General features: G+C 58.0%; 21 protein-coding genes. 11 read left to right on the top strand and 10 right to left on the bottom strand.

Going from position 1 to position 20280, the window contains the following annotated elements:
- Window positions 1-82: 82 nt before the first annotated feature.
- Complete coding sequence (locus ACR0EN_RS00950; RefSeq protein WP_170510435.1) at window positions 83-811, top strand: cytochrome c family protein; 729 nt, start codon at window positions 83-85, stop codon at window positions 809-811.
- Here ACR0EN_RS00950 and ACR0EN_RS00945 read toward each other — a convergent pair.
- Complete coding sequence (locus ACR0EN_RS00945; RefSeq protein WP_480585663.1) at window positions 805-2760, bottom strand: 4Fe-4S binding protein; 1956 nt, start codon at window positions 2758-2760, stop codon at window positions 805-807. The two genes, ACR0EN_RS00950 and ACR0EN_RS00945, sit on opposite strands and share 7 nt — an antisense overlap.
- Before the next feature lie 250 nt (window positions 2761-3010).
- Between ACR0EN_RS00945 and ACR0EN_RS00940 the strand changes: the two genes are divergently transcribed.
- The 10 genes from ACR0EN_RS00940 to ACR0EN_RS00895 all read left to right on the top strand — a co-directional run bounded on the left by ACR0EN_RS00940 (window position 3011) and on the right by ACR0EN_RS00895 (window position 12166).
- Entirely contained in the window at window positions 3011-3565 is a 555-nt protein-coding gene (locus ACR0EN_RS00940) for a DUF3305 domain-containing protein (RefSeq protein WP_170393358.1), read from the top strand.
- The gene (locus ACR0EN_RS00935; protein ID WP_170817656.1) at window positions 3562-4143 is read left to right on the top strand and encodes a DUF3306 domain-containing protein; all 582 of its coding nucleotides are present in this window, start codon (window positions 3562-3564) and stop codon (window positions 4141-4143) included. Before ACR0EN_RS00940 ends, ACR0EN_RS00935 begins: the two co-directional genes overlap by 4 nt.
- Window positions 4144-4147: 4 nt before the next feature.
- The gene (locus ACR0EN_RS00930; RefSeq protein ID WP_170393360.1) at window positions 4148-4759 is read left to right on the top strand and encodes a molecular chaperone TorD family protein; all 612 of its coding nucleotides are present in this window, start codon (window positions 4148-4150) and stop codon (window positions 4757-4759) included.
- Window positions 4760-4815: 56 nt separating this feature from the next.
- On the top strand, window positions 4816-5004 hold the full coding sequence (locus ACR0EN_RS00925) for a ubiquinol-cytochrome c reductase iron-sulfur subunit N-terminal domain-containing protein (protein WP_170393361.1): 189 nt from the start codon (window positions 4816-4818) through the stop codon (window positions 5002-5004).
- Window positions 5005-5109: 105 nt separating this feature from the next.
- Window positions 5110-8004: a formate dehydrogenase subunit alpha gene (locus ACR0EN_RS00920; RefSeq protein ID WP_170393362.1), complete on the top strand. Its 2895-nt coding sequence runs from the start codon at window positions 5110-5112 to the stop codon at window positions 8002-8004.
- Between the two features lie 11 nt (window positions 8005-8015).
- Window positions 8016-8609: a formate dehydrogenase FDH3 subunit beta gene (gene fdh3B / locus ACR0EN_RS00915; protein WP_037307340.1), complete on the top strand. Its 594-nt coding sequence runs from the start codon at window positions 8016-8018 to the stop codon at window positions 8607-8609.
- Between the two features lie 73 nt (window positions 8610-8682).
- Entirely contained in the window at window positions 8683-9891 is a 1209-nt protein-coding gene (locus ACR0EN_RS00910) for a formate dehydrogenase subunit gamma (protein WP_170421178.1), read from the top strand.
- Window positions 9892-11154 (top strand): c-type cytochrome, encoded by a 1263-nt coding sequence (locus ACR0EN_RS00905; protein WP_170610234.1) that lies wholly within the window; start codon window positions 9892-9894, stop codon window positions 11152-11154. It abuts the gene before it with no gap.
- Window positions 11155-11167: 13 nt separating this feature from the next.
- Complete coding sequence (locus ACR0EN_RS00900; RefSeq protein WP_255612119.1) at window positions 11168-11293, top strand: hypothetical protein; 126 nt, start codon at window positions 11168-11170, stop codon at window positions 11291-11293.
- Window positions 11294-12166, top strand: coding sequence for a helix-turn-helix transcriptional regulator (locus tag ACR0EN_RS00895; protein ID WP_170563153.1), 873 nt, complete (start codon window positions 11294-11296; stop codon window positions 12164-12166).
- A 39-nt stretch (window positions 12167-12205) separates the two neighbouring features.
- Here the strand turns inward: ACR0EN_RS00895 and ACR0EN_RS00890 are convergent, their stop codons facing one another.
- The 9 genes from ACR0EN_RS00890 to hydA all read right to left on the bottom strand — a co-directional run bounded on the left by ACR0EN_RS00890 (window position 12206) and on the right by hydA (window position 20189).
- Window positions 12206-13021, bottom strand: a complete 816-nt coding sequence (locus ACR0EN_RS00890) for an ABC transporter substrate-binding protein (protein ID WP_480584792.1) — start codon at window positions 13019-13021, stop codon at window positions 12206-12208.
- A gap of 22 nt (window positions 13022-13043) precedes the next feature.
- Window positions 13044-13778: an ATP-binding cassette domain-containing protein gene (locus ACR0EN_RS00885; RefSeq protein WP_480561688.1), complete on the bottom strand. Its 735-nt coding sequence runs from the start codon at window positions 13776-13778 to the stop codon at window positions 13044-13046.
- The gene (locus ACR0EN_RS00880) at window positions 13771-14484 is read right to left on the bottom strand and encodes an ABC transporter permease (RefSeq protein WP_480561689.1); all 714 of its coding nucleotides are present in this window, start codon (window positions 14482-14484) and stop codon (window positions 13771-13773) included. Before ACR0EN_RS00880 ends, ACR0EN_RS00885 begins: the two co-directional genes overlap by 8 nt.
- A gap of 161 nt (window positions 14485-14645) precedes the next feature.
- A complete protein-coding gene (locus tag ACR0EN_RS00875) occupies window positions 14646-15635 on the bottom strand; it encodes an ABC transporter substrate-binding protein (protein WP_170393369.1) in 990 nt (329 codons plus the stop codon).
- Between the two features lie 59 nt (window positions 15636-15694).
- Window positions 15695-16540: an ABC transporter permease gene (locus tag ACR0EN_RS00870; protein ID WP_480584789.1), complete on the bottom strand. Its 846-nt coding sequence runs from the start codon at window positions 16538-16540 to the stop codon at window positions 15695-15697.
- Window positions 16537-17454 (bottom strand): ABC transporter permease, encoded by a 918-nt coding sequence (locus tag ACR0EN_RS00865; protein WP_480584787.1) that lies wholly within the window; start codon window positions 17452-17454, stop codon window positions 16537-16539. Before ACR0EN_RS00865 ends, ACR0EN_RS00870 begins: the two co-directional genes overlap by 4 nt.
- Entirely contained in the window at window positions 17451-17882 is a 432-nt protein-coding gene (locus ACR0EN_RS00860) for a GNAT family N-acetyltransferase (protein ID WP_480584784.1), read from the bottom strand. The genes ACR0EN_RS00865 and ACR0EN_RS00860 overlap by 4 nt, the downstream gene beginning before the upstream one ends.
- Complete coding sequence (locus ACR0EN_RS00855) at window positions 17882-18679, bottom strand: ABC transporter ATP-binding protein (protein ID WP_480584782.1); 798 nt, start codon at window positions 18677-18679, stop codon at window positions 17882-17884. The genes ACR0EN_RS00860 and ACR0EN_RS00855 overlap by 1 nt, the downstream gene beginning before the upstream one ends.
- Before the next feature lie 55 nt (window positions 18680-18734).
- Window positions 18735-20189, bottom strand: coding sequence for a dihydropyrimidinase (hydA, locus tag ACR0EN_RS00850; protein WP_480584779.1), 1455 nt, complete (start codon window positions 20187-20189; stop codon window positions 18735-18737).
- Window positions 20190-20280: the final 91 nt, after the last annotated feature.

Genomic DNA, 20280 nt, shown 5'->3' with positions numbered 1-20280 from the left:
AATATAGTCGCCGCTCATTGCATGTGTCTCCGTCTCATTTTGTACATTTGACGCATCGGGTCAGCCACCGTTAGGCTTAACCATGCGCTTTGTCCTGTTGTGCCTGAGCCTGACGCTCACCGCCACCCCCTCTTGGTCGCAAGAGGCATTGGGCCTTGCCGCTCCGGATGAAGTGACAAACTCAGGTCTTTTGCAACATATTCTTCCGCGCTTTTCTCTCAAGACCGGTATACGTGTTGTTGCGGATGAAAGCGGCGTCATGTCACTGGCCCCAAGTTCGCCCGGCGATCCGGTCTTTGCCCGTGACGGGGTGGTCTATCATCTAAGAATCGACGACAGCGCCAAGCAGGTAAGGTTTCGTGAATGGCTACTTTCCGACATTGGCAGACGGACGGTTGAAAACTTCATCCCCGACGAGGGCACGCCCTTTAGCGCAAGTTTCGAAACTGCCACTGTTACCAAAGAGGTCGTGGTCGACGGAAACGCGCTGCTTGGCGAAGATCTGTCGATGACCCATTGTGGCCGGTGCCATGTGATTGGCCCACAGAATCGGATGAACGGGCTGGGTTCGACCCCGTCTTTCGCAGTGCTGCGCGCAATGCCCGACTGGTCGGAACGGTTTCAGGCGTTCTTTGCCCTGAACCCACACCCAGCTTTCACGCAGATCGAGGGCGTCACCGAACCTTTCCCGCCCGAGCGCCCCTCGCCGATCCATCCGGTCGAGATGAGCCTGGATGACCTCGAAGCAATTCTGGCTTTCGTGACCGCCATGCGCGCCGCCGATCTGGGCGCGCCACTGCAACTTCAGTGATCCTTGCGCTTTGAAAGGTAATCATCCGTTGTGACAACCCGAGGTCTGGGGGCGGATTGAAACGGATTGTCAGCGCTATGGAACTGGGCGTTCACCCGGCAATTGTCGCACATCTGGATCATCCGCGCCTGATCCGAGGTCGCGAACATCGGATGTGTGCCCGACAACTTTTCCATGATCCGCTCAACCGTTGATTTAACGCCAAACGCTGCGCCGCATTCGACGCATTCAAAGGGTTCCTCTTCATTCAGCACCTGTTGTGACAGCGCTTGGTCGCTCAGATCAAGCTGGGGCACTAGTGTGATCGCCTGTTCTGGGCAGATCGTTCGGCAAATCCCGCATTGCAGGCAGGCGTCCTGCTGGAAATTCAACTGCGGCTTGTCCGGGTTATCGATCAGCGCCCCCGATGGGCAAAGGGACACGCAACTCAGGCACAATGTACAGGTGTCGGTATTCACTGCAATCGCGCCATAAGGCGCGCCCTCGGGCAGGGCCAGCGGCACCTCGACCTCCGGGTTCAAAGCTTGCGCCGCCAGACGCGCTATTTGACGACGATTACCCAGTGGAAGCACCGGATCAGCCAATGGCTGCGGAACATTCTGCGCATAAAGCAGATCTGCCAGCGCATCCGGGTCGGTTTCATCAATCAGACTCAGCGCGTCGTGCACTGCGATAGCCCGAGCCAGCTCTAATTCACGATCAAGCGCGTCCCGTTCGGTCTTGGGGCTAATCAGGATATCGGCGCGCGCAAAGCCATGCGCCAGCGCTGCGAGCATCTCGGCATGTCCAAAGCCCGAAACCACATTCAGCTCAAGCGGAATGACATCCGCTGGCAGTCCCCGTCCAAACCGGGCCGCCATCCGGATCATCTGCGCCCCATGGGCGTCGTGCACCAGTAATCGCGGTGCAACGCCGCCCGCGCGCCGGAAGGTCCGGGCCAGTATGTGCATCCGCGACAATACCGCCGACACCGGAGGATCTTCATATGTAATGGCAGTCGACGGGCACAACGCCGAACACTCACCGCACCCAGCGCAAATCATCGGATCAATGGCTACATGATCGCCAGCCGGTGTGATCGCACCGGTCGGGCAGACGTCCAGACAGTTGGAACACCCCGTTTGTTCCGCTCGCGAATGGGCGCAAAGCGTCTCATCCAATCGGACATAGAGCGGTTTTTCAAAGGTCCCGACCAGTTGCACCGCTTCAAAAGCAAGACGCGCGACGGCCACCGCATCGCGGGGATCAGCGCGCAAGTACCCCTCGCGCTTTTCGGGGGCATTAACCAAAGGTGCTGCTCCGATCAGATCAACAACAATGTCGCAGCGCGACGTTGCACCGTCACGGGGTGCGCTCCAACCAAATTCTCCGCGTCCACCGGTATCTAGTTGCTGCACTTCATCCAGATGCCAAACAAATCCGCCCAGCGCGCCGGTCAGTCTGCGTATTCGTGCGCGCGCAACGTCATAGTTGCGGCTTAGCGGTTCTGCATCGTCAACCAAAAGCACAGTCACGGCCAACACAGCGGACAGCTGTTCGGCCAACGGAAAGACAACCTCTCCGGGCCCCGCAATACAGCAGGTTCCTTCACTGATGACATCGAAACTTGGGGTCACTGGCTGCGGCAGTAATGCCTCAGCCGCGAGCGCAGCCATTTTGGGGGTTGCATCGGTCCCCTGTTCGGACCAGCCAGCTCGGTCGCGCAGATCGACAAATCCGGGCGCTTCAACACCCAGTTCCTCGGCAAGCTCGCTAAAAACTGCACTTTCCTGAGCGCAGGCAAACACCACCTGCTCATCGCCCGTCATCAACTCGGCGGCAGTTTGAATCTGGCGCGTACAAAGGGCGGTATGCACCTTCGAGCACTCTGTATCGCAGGCTGCAGAAATACCATCTGCGTTCAGGGACTGCGTCCCCTCGCAATCACACAATATGAGCTTGCTGGCCATTTCCCCTCCCGACGCTGCGTTCTGCCCCATCAGCAGCTTAGACCCAATCCGCGCCGAGGCAATGCGAAGCATCAGAGAAAATCCCGATATGTGCATTATTTTTCATCACAAATCGCCATCAAAACCTGAAGTTGGAAATAAACTCTAACTGAATGTCTCATATTAGGCGAAACTAGACTTGGCAGGTCGCCAATTTATGTAACATAGTACATCAATGGAAGGCAGGGGAGAGCCTTCCGGGGAGGAGCCAGTGGCCAAGGCCGCAAGCCGGACTGAAATGACAATTGGCGTCGTCGTGCGCAGAACACCCGGGGTGACACGCTGGGCGCGTTGGAACTGGCGCGCGGTCGCTGTTTTGCCAGGTGCAAAGCCTGCCGACTGGCAAGAGTTGCGACGTGAAGGTGAGGCCATCGAATACCATGCAGCCACCCTGCCCCTCACCCTGTGGGCCGATGAAACCGAAGCCTACATGGTCAACCTGTCGGACGGTCAACCTTCGCTATACCTGGTTTTGCGGGATGAGCTGAAAGGCGAAACACCCCTGAATGCCGTATTGATCACCGCCTCACCGTTCGAGGGGCAGGATTATGCGGATACCGGCGAAGAGATCGTTGAGAAGATTCCGATGACCGAAGGGTTGATTGCATGGCTCCGCGATTTCACCCTGCAGCATCATCAGGACGAGGTGTTCATAAAACGTAAACGGGACAAGAAACGCACCGATCTGGTGGAAGACGGCAAGGGCGATGCACGAATCCGGCAGGATTCAGATGTCTACCGGGCTCCGCGTCGGGTGCTGCAATGACCCAGGCCCGCGATTTCTGGTCCCGCCGCAAGGCCGCCGTTCAGGCCGAGACCGAAGCAGAAGCTTTGGCCGCAGAGGAACAGATCATCACAACGCGGCAAGCTGAGCTGGAGGAAAAAAGCGACGCCGAAATTCTGGCCGAGTTTGATCTGCCCGATCCCGATACGCTGGAAGCCGGCGATGATGTCTCGGGCTTCATGGCCAAAGCTATACCTGACCGTTTGCGCCGCCGCGCCTTGCGGCGCCTATGGCGGTTGAATCCTGTTCTGGCCAATGTCGACGGGCTGGTCGATTACGGCGAGGATTATACCGATGCGGCCTGCGTGATTGAGAACATCCAGACCGCATATCAGGTTGGCAAGGGTATGTTGGCGCATGTCGAAGCGCTCGCTGCCGAGGCAGAAATGTCCGAAGCAGAAACAGAAGCTGACATGCCCGAGGCGATCGAGTCCGGTGAAGAACCGATCAACGCCGTCGAACCTGAACCGGAAGCCCCACAGATGGCTGAAATGGAAGAGCCAGAGGAGATCGAACTTCCCCCTGCTCCACGCCGTATGAAATTCGAATTCGAAGGATAACTCTATGACCGCAGACAACGCGCAAACATTGGATATCTCAACTGAGGATCGTCTGCGTGCGGATTTCTATAATTTTCTTGGCCTGCTATTGGCCGGTCCACCGGATCAGTTGCTTTTGGATCAGATGGCCGGGCTAAGCGGTGATGACTCGGATCTAGGTCAGGCCATTCAGGCAATGGCACGGGTGGCCAAGGTGACCAAGCCTGCCGCCGCAGAGCGCGAATTCAACGCACTTTTCATCGGATTGGGCCGAGGCGAACTGCTGCCTTATGCCTCTTTCTACCTGACGGGATTTCTGAACGAAAAACCCCTGGCGCAGCTGCGCAATGACATGGCCGCGCGGGGCATCACCCGGGCGCAGAATGTATATGAACCCGAAGACAACATCGCCTCGCTAATGGAAATGATGGCGGGCATGATCGTCGGTCGGTTCGGCGCGCCCGCCACGCTGGAAGATCAAAAGGCGTTCTGGAGCAAACATATCGGGCCCTGGGCCGCGCATTTCTATTCGGATTTGGAAGGTGCCGAGAACTCGGTTCTCTACGCCTCGGTCGGCACGGCTGGTCGGGTGTTCATGGAGATCGAACGTGAAGCCTTTCGAATGACGGCGGCCTAGCCCGCCACTCGCCGGTGCCTTTAGGCACCAAACCGCAATTGGGACAGGAGGAGCCCATGAGCAAGACCAAGGAAGAAGGCGCAACCCGCCGCGACTTCCTGAAACTGGCCGGAACCGCAGCGCCCGCTGCTGTAGCCGCCGCCAGCCTGTCTGGGAAAGCCGAAGCAGCCGAACTGCCGACGGACGAAACCCGGATGCAGGACACCGCGCATACGCGCGCATACCTCGACAGCGCCCGGTTCTGACCCGGACGTAGTCATACCCGACTGACGGTTGCGATTGGCCCTGAAGTCGGTTTCGCGAAGTACCAAGCCAGCCATGGGTTACATGGCCAGCAAGGGAGGAAAGAAATGCTTAGGAAAAAGACCAACGGGGTTGCGAGACGCCCCCAGCGGACAAGTATCCTGTCCCAGGTCGGCGAGAAAACCGTCGATCGCCGCGCATTCTTGCGTGGCTCGGGCCTGACGATCGGCGGCCTTGCCGCGATCAGCGCCACGGGTGGAACCGTGACGCCCGCCAGTGCCCAGACAGCGGCAAACACCGCCGTTGAGAATATCAAATCCGTATGCACTCACTGCTCGGTCGGCTGCACGGTCGTTGCCGAGGTACAGAACGGAGTCTGGATTGGGCAAGAACCCGGCTGGGACAGCCCATTCAATCTGGGTGCACACTGCGCCAAGGGGGCCTCGGTCCGCGAGCACGCCCATGGCGAGCGCCGCCTGAAATATCCGATGAAAAAGGAAGGTGGCGAGTGGAAGCGCATCAGCTGGGAAGAGGCGATCAACGAGATCGGCGATGGCATGATGAGCATCCGCGAAGAATCCGGGCCGGACAGCGTGTACTGGCTGGGGTCTGCGAAGCACAATAACGAACAGGCCTATCTGTTCCGCAAGTTCGCCGCCTATTGGGGCACGAACAACGTGGACCATCAGGCGCGTATCTGCCACTCAACCACTGTTGCGGGTGTTGCGAATACATGGGGCTACGGCGCCATGACCAATTCGTACAACGACATGCACAACAGCCGGGCCATCTTCATCATCGGTGGTAACCCGGCCGAGGCGCACCCCGTCTCGCTGCTGCATATCCTGCGCGCGAAAGAGCAGAACAATGCGCCTTTAATCGTCTGCGACCCGCGCTTTACGCGCACCGCAGCCCATGCGGATGAATATGTCCGCTTCCGCCCCGGTACGGACGTCGCTCTGATCTGGGGTATCCTGTGGCATATCTTCGACAACGGCTGGGAGGACAAAGAGTTCATCCGCACCCGTGTCTGGGGGATGGACCAAATCCGTGAAGAGGTTGCCAAGTGGAACCCGGATGAGGTTGAGCGCGTCACTGGTACGCCCGGCTCGCAGCTGCGCCGCGTCGCACGGACCATGGTGAACAACCGCCCCGGTACCGTTGTATGGTGCATGGGTGGTACGCAGCACACCAACGGCAACAACAACACTCGCGCCTACTGCGTGCTTCAGCTTGCGCTTGGCAACATGGGCACCTCGGGTGGTGGCACCAACATCTTCCGCGGCCATGACAACGTGCAAGGCGCGACAGACCTTGGTGTTCTGTCCCATACCCTGCCCGGCTACTATGGCTTGTCAAAAGGCGCATGGGGTCACTGGGCCCGTGTCTGGGGTGAAGAGCCCGAGTGGCTTGCAGGCCAGTTCGCCACGATCAAGGATAAGGAAGGCAAGGATAAACCGCTGCAGAATGAGCGCGGCATCCCGGTCTCCCGCTGGATCGACGGTGTTCTCGAAGACCCAGCTAACATGGATCAGGACAACAACGTCCGCGCCATGGTTCTGTGGGGCCACGCGCCCAACTCGCAGACCCGGATGACGGAAATGAAGACGGCGATGGAGAAGCTGGACATGCTGGTCGTGATCGACCCGTATCCCACCGTCTCGGCCGTGCTGCATGACCGCACCGATGGCGTCTATCTGCTGCCCGCCTGTACGCAGTTCGAAACCCGTGGCTCGGTCACGGCCTCGAACCGATCGCTGCAGTGGCGGGACCGCGTGGTCGAACCCCTGTTCGAAAGCCTGCCGGACGAGGTCATCATGGCCAAGTTCGCCAACAAGTTCGGCTGGGCGGATCGGTTCTTCCGCAATATCGAGATGGAAGATCCCGAAACCCCGAATGTTGAAAGCATCACGCGTGAGTTCAACTCGGGCCTCTGGACCATAGGCTATACCGGTCAGTCGCCGGAACGTCTGAAAAGCCATATGGCCAACCAGCACACGTTCGACAGAACCACGCTGCAAGCCATCGGTGGACCAAACGACGGCGAATATTACGGTCTGCCCTGGCCCTGCTGGGGAACGGCTGAGATGGGTCATACTGGGACACCAAACCTGTATGATATGTCCAAACCGGTGGCCGAAGGTGGCCTGACCTTCCGCGCCCGTTTCGGAGTGGAACGTGACGGCGACAACCTGCTGGCCGAAGGGGTCTATAGCGTTGGTTCGGAAATTCAGGATGGTTATCCGGAATTCACGATGCAGATGCTGATGGACCTTGGCTGGGACGGTGACCTGACGGCTGAGGAACGTGCGGCCATCGACGCCGTAGCGGGACCAGAGACCAACTGGAAAACCGACCTTAGCGGCGGTATCCAGCGGGTCGCGATTGCCCATGGCTGTGCGCCCTTCGGGAACGCAAAGGCACGCGCGGTCGTATGGACCTTCCCGGATCCGATCCCACTGCACCGCGAGCCGCTCTATACAAACCGGCGCGATCTGGTGGAGGACTATCCAACCTACGATGACCGTCAGGCCTATCGTCTACCTACCCTTTATGCGTCGATCCAAAAGAACGACTTTTCAAAGGATTACCCGATAATCCTCACGTCTGGTCGTCTGGTCGAGTATGAGGGTGGCGGCGATGAGACGCGGTCGAACCCGTGGCTGGCTGAGCTCCAGCAGGACATGTTCGTCGAGATCAATCCGCGCGATGCCAACAACCTTGGTATTCGGGACGGATCACAGGTCTGGGTCGAAGGTCCTGAGGGCGGCAAGGTCAAGGTGATGGCGATGCTGACCAACAGGGTCGGTGCCGGTGTCGCCTTCATGCCCTTCCACTTTGGCGGCCATTTCCAGGGCGAAGACCAGCGGCACAAGTATCCTGCCGGTGCAGACCCCTATGTGCTGGGTGAAAGTACCAACACCGCCCAGACCTATGGCTATGATTCAGTGACCCAGATGCAAGAGACCAAAGCGACTCTCTGCAAAATCTGGTCAGCGTAAGGAGGACGATAATGGCTAGAGCAAAGTTTCTCTGCGACGCTGAACGCTGCATCGAGTGTAATGCCTGCGTAACCGCGTGTAAGAACGAGCACGAGGTGCCGTGGGGCATCAACCGCCGCAGGGTGGTGACGATCAATGACGGCAATCCGGGTGAACGCTCGATCTCGGTGGCCTGTATGCATTGTTCGGATGCGCCCTGCATGGCGGTGTGCCCGGTCGACTGCTTCTATCAGAACGAAGAAGGGGTCGTCCTGCACTCCAAGGACCTGTGCATTGGCTGCGGCTATTGCTTCTATGCGTGCCCCTTCGGCGCGCCGCAATACCCGCAGGCGGGCAACTTCGGATCGCGAGGCAAGATGGACAAATGTACCTTCTGTGCTGGCGGCCCCGAGGAAACGCACTCGACCGCAGAGTTCGCCAAATACGGACGCAACCGGATCGCAGAGGGCAAATTGCCCATCTGCGCCGAGATGTGTTCTACCAAGGCCCTGCTCGCCGGCGATGGCGACGTGGTCTCGGCTATTTACCGTGAGCGTGTCGTCGCGCGCGGATTTGGTTCGGGCGCTTGGGGTTGGGGCACGGCCTACGATCAGAAAGACGGCTGACCCCGTCTACTAAAGCAAAACGGATGACCCGCAGATGTGGGTCATCCTGCATTGGATTTTTATTGAGGTTCCGATGTTGCGCTTATTCATCGCTTTCCTGCTTTCGCTAACGCTGACCCAAGTTGCGGGCGCTCAAACCAGTGAGGGGGCCGCCCCTGCGGATTCGACCGACCGGTCTACAACCGGCGGCGCGACCACCCTTGAGGACATTCTGGCCCGCCAGCGTGGCGAGAAGGTCGACAACAGCTACAGGTCTGAAAACACCGGTCAGGGCAATGTTGAAGGCCTGCTGGGACAGTTCGGCACCCATGGTGTTGCCTCTGACAGTGACGTCTACCGCGCGCTGCGTTACGGATCTGCGGACGTCACCGTTTCATCCCAGGGACCTGCGGACAGCGTGCTGATTCAAGACGGCGGCATGTGGTGGTTGAACTTCCGAACTGGCCCGTTGCGTGAATATGGAACCTACATTCTGGGCGGAATGCTTGCGATCATTGTGCTTTTCTTTCTGATCCGAGGAAAAATCCGCATCGACGGAGAAAAAACCGGCCGCACGGTCCTTCGTTTCAACAGTTTCGAACGTTTCGGTCACTGGCTCTTTGCCGGGTCGTTCCTTGTGCTCGGCATCACAGGCCTGCTGACCCTTTATGGCCGCGATTTCTTGATCCCGGTCTTTGGCAAAGAAGGGTTCGCCACTATCGCGCAAGGGTGCAAGTGGCTTCACAACAACCTCGCATGGGCCTTCATGCTGGGACTGATAATCATCACCATAAATTGGATTGCCCATAACATCCCCAACAAGACCGACCTGAAATGGTTGGCCGCCGGAGGGGGCTTGTTCACCAAAGACAGCCACCCACCAGCCAAGAAATTCAATGCGGGTCAAAAGATAATCTTCTGGGCTTGCATTCTACTGGGTGTCTCTATCAGCCTGTCAGGCCTGTCGCTGCTATTCCCGTTCGAGCTGCCGATGTTCGCCAAAACCTTCTCAATCGCCAATTCGACAGGTATTCCGCAGGCGTTGGGTCTGAACCTGCCAGTGCAGATGTCACCGCAGGAAGAGATGCAATATGCCCAAGTTTGGCATGTCATGGTCGCCTACGTGTTCATCGCCATCATCATCGCCCATATCTACCTTGGCTCGGTGGGCATGGAGGGTGCGTTTGACGCCATGGGCACCGGTGAAGTCGAAGAACAATGGGCACGCGAGCACCACTCGCTGTGGCTGGAAGAGGTGCAAGAAAAAGAGGCCGGCAAGGCAGCGGCCTCACCTGCAGAATAGATGCGCTGGCTCGCTCTTGCGCTTGTTTTGACCCCCCTGCCCGCCTGGTCCGAGTTTTTCACGCTCAAAGGCCATGGCGGGCCGATCATGGGGATCGCTTCGGCGCCGGATGGGCGCATCGCAACGGCCAGTTTCGACAATTCGGTCGGTCTCTGGACCGGACAGACACCGGAATGGCTGGAGGGGCACGAAGCGGCAGTAAACTCGGTCGTTTTCAATGGCACTGCAATCTATTCTGCCGGGGATGACTTCACCCTCCGCCGCTGGCCCGGCGGGGATGTAGTCGGACAGCACAAAGGCAAGATTATCGGCATTGCAGCGTCAAAAACTCATATCGCGACGGCCAGCTGGGATGGCACCATCGGCCTGTGGCCGGTGGACGGGTCCGAGCCGACCCTGCTTGGGCCAATCGGCAGCGGGGTGAATGCAGTTGTTTTTACGCCGGACGGAAAGCAGCTTTATTCGGCAGGTGTCGACGGAGCGTTGCGTATCTGGGATGTCGCCAGCGGTCAGGAAACAAATCGCTTGATCGAGCATGGTTTTGGCATCAATGAATTGGTCCTGAACGCACAAGACAACTGGATCGCCTACGGTACCGTCGATGGAGTGACACGCATCCTGAGCCTCACCACCGAAGAAGAACATGACTTTACGTTGGATCGGCGCCCGATCCTCGCCATGGCATTGAGCCCCGATCGCAAGCTGTTGGCTGTCGGTGATGGTGAGGGCTTTATAATGGTCATCGACACTTTCGAATGGCGCATTGCACAAGATTTCCGTGCCACCCTGCGCGGTCCGGTTTGGGCGCTCGCTTTTTCTGCAGATGGTCAAAATCTTCACGCAGGCGGCATTGATGAGGCAATGTACAGCTGGCCCGTTTCAGCACTGGGCGATCGCGAACAGATGGCCGCTGCCGAACCCAGCTTTCTGAAAGACCCAAGCGAGATGGGCAACGGAGAACGGCAATTTGCGCGCAAATGTTCGATCTGTCACAGCCTGACGCCGGATGGGGGTCGACGTGCAGGCCCTACCTTGCACGACATCTTTGGGCGGAAAGCGGGCACATTGCCCGGTTATTTGTACTCGGATACGCTGCAAGACTCTGATATTATTTGGAATGAAGAGACAATAAATGCTCTTTTCGACGAAGGCCCGGACCATTACATTCCGGGGTCAAAGATGCCAATGCAGCGGATCACGCAAGCACAGGACCGGTTAGATCTGGTCGCGTTTCTGCGCAGCGCCACCGCACCGCAGGATTGAGCCGGAGGAGAACATGAAAGCCTTTCTGACCGCCGTCGCCGCGATGGTCGTGATCACTGTCGCCGCTCCTTACACGCTGGATCAATTCGGTTTCAGCGCCGCCGACAAGACGTCCGGTTCGGCTGTACGCCTCGACTGAATGCCGCAATACCTGACCACCCGCGAATTGGCGGATCTGCTGCGCATTGGTGAGCGGAAGGCCTATGATCTGGCATCCTCGGGCGAAATCCCCTGTGTACGCGCCATGGGCAAGCTGTTGTTCCCAAAAGCCGAGATCATAGCGTGGCTCAACGCCTCACGCTCTGGCCCCGATGTCGTCGAACCACCCCTGCCGCCGATCGTGGCAGGTAGCCACGATCCCCTGCTGGACTGGGCTTTGCGGGAAAGCGGCTCTGGGCTTGCGACTTACTATGATGGGTCTTTCGACGGGCTGAATCGTCTCGCGGAGCGCAGCGCACAGGCGGCGGCCTTGCATATCCACGAACCGGAAGGCTTCAACACTCAGACCCTGCGCGACACGATTGGCGAAGCACCTGTGATCCTCTACCAGATTGCCAACCGGCAGCGCGGCCTGTTGCTGGCACCTGGCACCTCGGACATCTCGGGGTTTCAGGATCTGAAAGGCATACGGATCATTCTGCGGCAAGACAGCGCCGCCAGCCAGCGTCTGTTCGATGCACTGCTCGACGCCCACGGTCTGGGTCGTGATGATCTGAACACCCTGCCTGTTTGCGCCCGCACCGAAGAAGAGCTGGCCACCGCCCTGCGTGACGGCAAGGCAGAGGTTGGTTTTGGCCTCGGTGCACTGGCGCGCCCGTACGGGCTGAGTTTCGTGCCCACCCATTCCGAGCGTCTGGACCTTGCAATCTGGCGCCGCGCCTTCTTCGAGGCCCCCATGCAGACGCTGACCCAGTTTTTGAAATCCGAGCGTTTTACCGAACGCGCTGATGAACTAGGCGGCTATGACCTCGCAAATCTGGGTCGGATCCACCACAACGGCGCCAGTGGTTGATCTGTCGTCTATTCGCGGTTGCGTTAACCCAAGTCGAACTTACTGTGCGTTTGGAAAAAACAACTGCTCACCATCCAGCGTGTAAGACGCAATCGCCGCCTGTCCATCAGGGCCGATAAGCCAATCGATAAACCTTTGCCCGGCAGCGGCGCGAACGCCGGAGTGCTTTTCAGGGTTCACGAGGATTACACCATATTGGTTAAACAGGCGCGGATCGCCCTCGACCAAGACCTCCAGATTGCCCCGGTTTCCGAAGGATAACCAGGTTGCCCGGTCGGTCAGAGCATACGCGTCCATGCCGCTGGCCACGTTCAGCGTTGCCCCCATCCCCGATCCGGTCTCGCGATACCAAGTCCCCGACGCCTCCGTCGGGTCAACGCCGGTCGCCTCCCAATAGCGCATCTCGGCTTTGTGAGTGCCGCTGTCATCACCGCGCGAGGCAAACGGCAGTTTCGCTTCGGCCAAAGCGGTCAAAGCGGTTACAATGTCGTTGCCACCGGCAATTTCGGCTGGATCAGATTTTGGGCCAACCAATACAAAATCATTGTACATGACATCGAACCGTTCGACACCCCAACCGTCTGCTACAAACTGCTCTTCAGCGGGCTTGGAGTGAACCAGAAGAACATCGCCATCGCCGTTGATTGCGTTCCGGATCGCCTGACCGGTCCCGACGGCCACAACCCGTACATCGATACCGGTTTCGGCCTCGAACCCCGGCAGGATATAGTCCAGCAGACCCGAATTCTGCGTCGAGGTCGTTGATTGCACAACGATAAAGGGTTCTTCGGCCAAACCTGCGCCTGCGGTCAGCCCAAGCGCGACAATTGATGCCCGAACGAAATCAGGGATCATTCGAAGTCTCCATCTCTGTTCATCAGGTTACCAGACCGCCAGCCAGATACCGGCGCGACTCGTTGCTTTTGGGGGCTTCCAGAACCTGCTGCGCCCTTCCGTGTTCCACCACACGCCCTGCCTGCATCATCACGATGTCAGATGCCAGGCGCCGCGCCTGCCCGATGTCATGCGTCACCATCACGATGCGCACACCCCGGGCCGAGGCACGCAGGACCATCCGCTCGATCATCTGCATGGCGCTTGGATCCAATGCGCTGGTGGGTTCGTCCAGAAACAAGGTCCTGGGGTCTAAGGCCAACGCGCGCAGGATCGCCAACCTTTGCGCCTCGCCACCAGACAGCGAACGCGCGGATTGACGTGCCTTGCCATCCAGTCCACCTTCGGCCAGCAAAGCTTCGATACGATGCCTGCGCAAGGCACGGGGCATCGATTTCCGCTTTAGCACAAAGTCCAGATTGGCCGCGACCGAGCGGCGCAGCAGCACGGGGCTTTGAAACACCATCGCCTGCCGCGCTTTGTGGGCTGCATTCAACACAACACCGTCCTGACAGACACGCCCGCTGTCGGGTTGAATCAGACCATGCAGACAACGCAGCAACAGACTTTTGCCAGCGCCGTTTGGACCCAAGATCATGGTCGGACCTGGGCCATCCAGGCACAAATGCGGGACATCGAGCAGCACCTTGCCTTCGCGTGCAATGTGCAACCCTTGGACCTCTAACATACCCGGCGCCTCGGTCACGACATCACGCATGGCGCAGCCCTTCCCGCTCGGCCCGCAGGGTCAACGCGCTGACCATCGCGTTTACCGCCACGGCCAAACCGATCAGGATCACACCCAAGGCCAGCGCCAGCGCCAAATTCCCCTTCGAAGTCTCAAGCGCAATCGTGGTCGTCATCACACGCGTCACGTGATTGATATTGCCGCCGACGATGATCACTGCGCCTACCTCGGCGATTGCCCGGCCAAACCCGGCCAGTAATGCGGTGACCAGAGCCAGACGCGCGTCCCACAACAGCACCGAGATCGAAGCCAACCGCGATACGCCGAGCGAGCGGAGCTGTTCAGAATACTCTTCGGCCAGCATCTCGACCACCTGCCGGGTAAGTGCGGCCATGATCGGCGTCACCAGCACCACCTGCGCTATGATCATTGCGGTGGGGGTGTAGAGAAGTTCCAGCACCCCCAAAGGACCGGATCGGGACAACATCAGGTAGACCAGCAAACCGACGACGACTGGTGGGAACCCCATCAGAGCGTTCACAAGGATAATCAGCGCCCGCCGTCCCGGAAACCGCGCGACGGCCAAAGCTGCCCCAATAGGCATCCCGATGACCGCCGAAATCAGAACAGCAAAGATCGAAACACGCAGCGACAACAACACAATTGCCCACAGCTCTGCATCCCCTTCGAGGATCAGCGAGAGCGCTTGGGTGAATTCTGATGCAAATCCCTGCATATCCTACCATTCATGCCGTATGCTGTGACAAAATGCTATAAATTACAGGGAAATACTAAAGGTTCTGTCCAGCAAGTACAGGCACAAATTCGACATTCAAAACTAAGAACGCGGCCCCGTCAGGGCCGCGTTTGATTGGCACGTCTTTTGCTGTAGCTGGCTCAGTTCAGCGCAGCGTCGGTGATCTGATGTGTCCATGCTCCTTCAGGCTTTTTGGTGATAACCGGATCAGATCCGCCCGCCAACAGGGTATCAACCGTGCGGTCGAAATCGGCTGGATCCAGCGCCCCGTTCGACCCTGCGGTCAGCTTGGCAATCTCGCCCATCATGCGCTTTTGATGCTCCTCGGTCTGGGCACCGGTCGCATCGTTTTCGAGAACGATCTCAGCGGCTTCATCCGGGTTCTCTTCGGCGTATTTCCAACCCTTCATCGAGGCACGGACAAACCGTTCCATCTTGTCGGTGAAGGCCGCATCGCTCAAATTTTCTTCAAGCACATATAGACCATCCTCAAGCGTGGCGACGCCCTGATCTTCGTATTTGAAGGTTACCAGTTCTTCAGGCGTGACACCGGCATCAATGACCTGCCAATACTCATTGTAGGTCATGGTGCTGATGCAATCGGCCTGACGCTGCAGCAGCGGGTCGACGTTAAAGCCTTGTTTCAGCACTTCGACACCGCTGTCGCTTTTGCCATCGGTACCGATTCCCAGCTGACTCATCCAGCTCATGAACGGGAATTCGTTGCCGAAGAACCAGACTCCCAGCGTGCGATTTTTGAGATCTTCAGGCGAGGCAATCCCCGCATCTTTCCAGCAGGTCAGCATCATGCCCGAGCTCTTGAAAGGCTGCGCGATGTTCACCAGAGGCAGACCCTTTTCGCGCGCAGCAAGTGCAGCCGGCATCCATTCCACCGTAACGTCTGCTCCGCCACCTGCGATCACCTGTGTAGGCGCAATATCAGGACCGCCAGGCAGAATGGTGACGTCCAGCCCCTCTTCTTCGTAGAACCCTTTATCTTTTGCCACATAATAGCCCGCAAACTGCGCTTGCGTGACCCACTTCAATTGCAGTGTCACCTCATCCGCAGCAAGTGTCGCACTGGCTGCCAGGCTAAAGGCCGCAACCGCCCCACTGAGTAGCTTCTTCATCTTCATATCTCCTAGTTGCTTATGTTTGCCCCGTTTATGGGGTCTGTTGAATTATTCCTTTATCCTCGCTGCGACGGATGCCAGAAGGTCACCGCCTTTTCGATCATCGCCACTACGCCATAGAAGGCCGTCCCCGCCAGCGCGGCCACTACAATCTCGGCCCACACCATATCCAGCGACAATTGCCCGACGCTGGTCGATATCCGAAAGCCCATGCCCAATGTGGGGGAGCCAAAGAACTCAGCCACGATAGCGCCGATCAGCGCCAGAGTGGTAGAAATCTTTAGCCCGTTGAAAATAAACGGCATCGCGGCGGGGAGGCGAAGTTTCAGGAAGCTCTGCCAATAGGTGGCGGCATAGGTCTCCATCAGATCGCGCTGCATCGTTGTGGCTTCGCGCAGCCCTGCCACCGTGTTCACCAGCATCGGGAAGAACACCATCACTACGACGACCGCCGCCTTGGAATGCCAGTCGAACCCGAACCACATCACTAGAATGGGTGCGGTGCCCACGATCGGCAGCGCTGCAACGAAGTTGCCGACGGGAAGAAGCCCGAGGCGCAGGAAATCCCATCTATCCACGGCAATTGCCATGAGAAAGGCCGAACCGCAGCCGATGATGTAGCCGCTGAGTGCTCCCTTGATGATCGTTTGAACAAAGTCAGCCCAAAGTGTCGGCAAACTGCCCCAGAAACGGTCCCAGATGACTGATGGCGCGGGCAGAATGACCAAGGGCACTTCTAGTCCACGCACCACCAGTTCCCAGATGCCAATCACGGTCAGACCGAAGATCAGGGGCGCAAGAAACCGCACCATCCGTGTGTCAGAATAGGGTCCGCTGGCCAGACGGCTGTTCAACCACCAGCCAAATAACCAGACAGCGATTGCACCAAGAATAGGTATCATTGTGCCATCCCCATTCGTTTCAGGACGGTCCGCTCGATCAGCCCCAGCAACCCGACGAGACAGGCGGCGAGAATGGCCGCAGCAAACAGCGCCGACCAGATCTGTACCGTCTGGCCATAGTAGCTACCGGCCAACAGCCGTGCACCCAACCCGGCAACAGCCCCGGTCGGCAGTTCTCCAACAATGGCCCCGACCAGCGAAGCAGCGACGCCAATTTTCAGCGATGTAAACAGATAGGGCATCGAGGCCGGCAGCCGCAGTTTCCAAAACCCTTGCGAACGGCTGGCATTGTAGGTTCGCAGCAAATCCAACTGCATAGCATCCGGACTGCGCAGCCCTTTTACCATGCCTACGACGACGGGGAAGAAACTCAGATACGCCGAAATGATCGCCTTCGGAATGATCCCTTGAACCCCAACAGAATACAGAACAACAATGATCATCGGAGCCAACGCAATGATAGGAATGGTCTGGCTGACGATCGCCCAGGGCATCACCGACAGATCCATCACCCGACTGTGCACGATCCCGACCGCCAGTAGGATGCCCAACCCGGTTCCGATAGCAAAACCCAGCATCGTGGCGCTCAGCGTGACCCAGCCATGATAAATCAGAGAGCGTTTCGAGGTGATTTTTTTCTCAATCGTGGTTTCCCACAACTCAATCCCAACTTGATGCGGTGCAGGCAGCCGCGGGCGCTCCTGCGCCCATGTGGCTGGGATTGCAAACGCGTTGTTCAAGGCCAGACCGATCTCACCCATGTCACGGCGATCCTTGGCTGAAGGTGGTTGGACTTCAGCACCCGCGCGCTCCTGTTCGGTCAGAACCCCTTTGATATTCATAGGAATACAGGCCGCGTACCAGACAACGACAATGGCGGCGATCACGGTGAGGACTGCAATGATCTGCTTCATGCGTGCCACTCCATCCGAATGACAGGCACCGTGTCAGGTGGCACCGGAGGCTCTCTTCCCGTCTCAACAAAGCCCTCGCGCCGATAAAACCGTTGCGCGTCGACATTTGGCACATGTGTGGTCAGCCAAAGATGGTCGCGCCCCTCCTTCGCCTTATCCAGCAATTGCTTGCCGATGCCCTGTCCAGTGCGCAAACAATACAGCGCACCAACCTTATGTTCGACCGGATCGACAGACATATAGCAATCAATCGGATCACCTGCGATCCAGATGTCCCTGTTCGGAAACGCCTCAAGGATCAGATCCGCCAGCTTTTCTTCTGGCAATTCCTCGGGTATCCAATCGGCCTGGGCGGCCCAGGTCGCGATGATGCGCGCGCAATCCCCCACATCTTCGCGGGATGCCCGTCTGATGCCTTTATCCGCCATCACACATCATCCCCATGACCCGCTCGCAATCCTTCTCGCACGCGGTGGGCGACCTCGATAAACTCGGGCGTGTCACGGATATCCAAAGGCCGCTCTTTCGGCAGAGGGCTATCGATCACATCCGTGATCCGGCCAGGCCGAGGGCTCATCACCACGATCTTGGTGCTGAGATACACCGCTTCGGGGATCGAATGTGTTACGAAACCGATGGTCTTCTCGGTGCGCGCCCATAATGCCAGAAGCTGTTCGTTCAGATGGTCGCGCACAATCTCATCCAGCGCACCGAACGGTTCGTCCATCAGCAGAATATCCGCATCAAATGCCAAGGCCCGCGCAATACTGGCCCGCTGTTGCATCCCGCCCGAGAGCTGCCAGGGGAACTTACCGCCAAATCCATCAAGATCAACAAGTTCCAGAACCTTTCTAACGCGTTCCTCCTGCTCGGTAGAGGAATAGCCCATGATCTCAAGCGGCAGCTTGATGTTCTTTGCAATGGTCCGCCACGGGTAGAGCCCGGCCGCCTGAAACACATACCCATAAGCGCGCTTTCGCCGTGCTTCGTCAGGCGTCATGCCATTCACGGTCAGGGTCCCGCCGGTCGGTGTTTCCAGCGCTGCGATACAGCGCAGGAACGTCGTCTTGCCGCAGCCCGAGGGGCCGATAAAACTAACGAACTCCCCCTTGCCAATCGACAAGTTCACATCTTTCAGCGCGTGAATAGGCCCATCATTCGTCTGAAATGTAAGATCCAGCTGCCTTGCCTCAATAACGGGCTGAGTAGTATTTTCTGTGTTCATTCCATTGCCTTGAAGAAGCTCAGACCCGGGTCGCCGGAAAGGCGACCCAAGGGGTTTATACACCCGTTGCCGGTATACCTGTCCGCTCAACAGGCCGGGGCGCTGTCAACTCTTTCCAGGTGCTCAGCGCCTTGTTCACATGGGTATTGGCCTCACGTGCCACGAACTTCCCGTGCCCTTCCTGAGTCTGAATCTCGCCATCATATACGGCCACCGCACCGCGGGTCAGCGTGAACCGGGGCAACCCGCGCACTTCCTTGCCTTCGAACACGTTGTAATCGATCGACGACTGCTGCGTATCGGCCGAGATCACCTTGGCCTTATCCGGATCCCAAACCACCAGATCAGCATCCGCGCCCACGAGAACCGCACCTTTTTTCGGATAACAATTCAATATCTTGGCGATGTTAGTTGAAGTAACAGCCACGAACTCATTCGGTGTCAACCTACCTGTATTCACCCCATGTGTCCAAAGCATCGGCATCCGATCCTCCAGCCCTCCGGTCCCGTTCGGTATTTTGGTGAAATCACCCACGCCATATCGTTTCTGCTCGGTGGTAAAGGCACAATGGTCCGTTGCTACGACGCTCAGCGTTCCTGACTGCAAACCGTTCCACAAGCTATCCTGATGCTGTTTGTTCCGGAACGGAGGGCTCATGACTCGCCGTGCCGCATGCTCCCAATCGTGGTGGAAATACTCGCTTTCATCCAATGTTAGGTGTTGGATCAAAGGCTCGCCCCAAACCCGTTTGCCCTGCATCTTGGCGCGTCGAATAGCCTCGTGCGCCTCCTCACAGGAAGTATGCACCACATAGAGCGGCACACCCGCCATATCCGCGATCATGATCGCGCGGTTGGTTGCCTCACCTTCCACCTGTGGCGGGCGGGAATAGGCATGCGCCTCTGGCCCGGTATTACCTTCTGCCAATAGCTTCGCACTCAGTTCTGCAACCACATCGCCATTCTCGGCATGAACCATCGCGGTGCCACCCAACTCGGCCAGACGCTTGAACGAAGCAAACAGCTCATCGTCGTTCACCATCAGCGCGCCTTTATAGGCCATGAAATGCTTGAACGTATTGATGCCACGCGTCTCGATGACGGTTTTGATGTCGTCAAACACCTGCTCGCCCCACCAGGTCACCGCCATATGGAACGAATAATCACAGTTCGCGCGCGTAGACTTGTTGTCCCAACGCTTCAGGGCGTCCAACAGGCTTTCGCCCGGATTAGGCAACGCGAAATCCACAACCATCGTGGTCCCGCCTGCCAGCGCTGCGCGTGTTCCGCTTTCGAAATCATCGCTGGAATAGGTTCCCATAAACGGCATTTCCAGATGCGTGTGCGGGTCGATCCCTCCGGGCATGACATAACAGCCCGATGCATCAAGTTCCTTATCACCTCGTAGGTCCGGCCCAATCTCAGTAATCACACCACCTTCGACCTTTACATCCGCCTTATAGGTCAGATCAGCGGTCACAACGGTTCCGTTCTTGATTACAGTGCTCATGTTAAACTCCCTGATGCGGTCTGCGCCGCTTGCTTCATCTGGCTAAGAATACCCCGGGGGAGCCGCCCATCGGGCGACGGGGGCAGAGCCC

The sequence above is a fragment of the Ruegeria sp. AB7 genome (assembly GCF_056542625.1).
Note: the sequence above shows the minus strand (reverse complement) of the source record. Positions and strands in the feature narration are given on the sequence as shown.

What these genes read in the sequence shown, in the direction of transcription:
- ACR0EN_RS00925 (WP_170393361.1), top strand. Translation starts at nt 4,816, where the DNA reads ATGAGCAAGACCAAGGAAGAAGGCGCAACCCGCCGCGACTTCCTGAAA.
- ACR0EN_RS00895 (WP_170563153.1), top strand. Translation starts at nt 11,294, where the DNA reads ATGCCGCAATACCTGACCACCCGCGAATTGGCGGATCTGCTGCGCATT.
- ACR0EN_RS00900 (WP_255612119.1), top strand. Translation starts at nt 11,168, where the DNA reads ATGAAAGCCTTTCTGACCGCCGTCGCCGCGATGGTCGTGATCACTGTC.
- ACR0EN_RS00865 (WP_480584787.1), bottom strand. Translation starts at nt 17,454, where the DNA reads ATGAAGCAGATCATTGCAGTCCTCACCGTGATCGCCGCCATTGTCGTT.
- ACR0EN_RS00880 (WP_480561689.1), bottom strand. Translation starts at nt 14,484, where the DNA reads ATGCAGGGATTTGCATCAGAATTCACCCAAGCGCTCTCGCTGATCCTC.
- ACR0EN_RS00930 (WP_170393360.1), top strand. Translation starts at nt 4,148, where the DNA reads ATGACCGCAGACAACGCGCAAACATTGGATATCTCAACTGAGGATCGT.
- ACR0EN_RS00875 (WP_170393369.1), bottom strand. Translation starts at nt 15,635, where the DNA reads ATGAAGAAGCTACTCAGTGGGGCGGTTGCGGCCTTTAGCCTGGCAGCC.
- ACR0EN_RS00860 (WP_480584784.1), bottom strand. Translation starts at nt 17,882, where the DNA reads ATGGCGGATAAAGGCATCAGACGGGCATCCCGCGAAGATGTGGGGGAT.
- ACR0EN_RS00945 (WP_480585663.1), bottom strand. Translation starts at nt 2,760, where the DNA reads ATGGCCAGCAAGCTCATATTGTGTGATTGCGAGGGGACGCAGTCCCTG.
- ACR0EN_RS00935 (WP_170817656.1), top strand. Translation starts at nt 3,562, where the DNA reads ATGACCCAGGCCCGCGATTTCTGGTCCCGCCGCAAGGCCGCCGTTCAG.
- fdh3B (WP_037307340.1), top strand. Translation starts at nt 8,016, where the DNA reads ATGGCTAGAGCAAAGTTTCTCTGCGACGCTGAACGCTGCATCGAGTGT.
- ACR0EN_RS00910 (WP_170421178.1), top strand. Translation starts at nt 8,683, where the DNA reads ATGTTGCGCTTATTCATCGCTTTCCTGCTTTCGCTAACGCTGACCCAA.
- ACR0EN_RS00920 (WP_170393362.1), top strand. Translation starts at nt 5,110, where the DNA reads ATGCTTAGGAAAAAGACCAACGGGGTTGCGAGACGCCCCCAGCGGACA.
- hydA (WP_480584779.1), bottom strand. Translation starts at nt 20,189, where the DNA reads ATGAGCACTGTAATCAAGAACGGAACCGTTGTGACCGCTGATCTGACC.
- ACR0EN_RS00870 (WP_480584789.1), bottom strand. Translation starts at nt 16,540, where the DNA reads ATGATACCTATTCTTGGTGCAATCGCTGTCTGGTTATTTGGCTGGTGG.
- ACR0EN_RS00890 (WP_480584792.1), bottom strand. Translation starts at nt 13,021, where the DNA reads ATGATCCCTGATTTCGTTCGGGCATCAATTGTCGCGCTTGGGCTGACC.
- ACR0EN_RS00885 (WP_480561688.1), bottom strand. Translation starts at nt 13,778, where the DNA reads ATGCGTGATGTCGTGACCGAGGCGCCGGGTATGTTAGAGGTCCAAGGG.
- ACR0EN_RS00950 (WP_170510435.1), top strand. Translation starts at nt 83, where the DNA reads ATGCGCTTTGTCCTGTTGTGCCTGAGCCTGACGCTCACCGCCACCCCC.
- ACR0EN_RS00905 (WP_170610234.1), top strand. Translation starts at nt 9,892, where the DNA reads ATGCGCTGGCTCGCTCTTGCGCTTGTTTTGACCCCCCTGCCCGCCTGG.
- ACR0EN_RS00855 (WP_480584782.1), bottom strand. Translation starts at nt 18,679, where the DNA reads ATGAACACAGAAAATACTACTCAGCCCGTTATTGAGGCAAGGCAGCTG.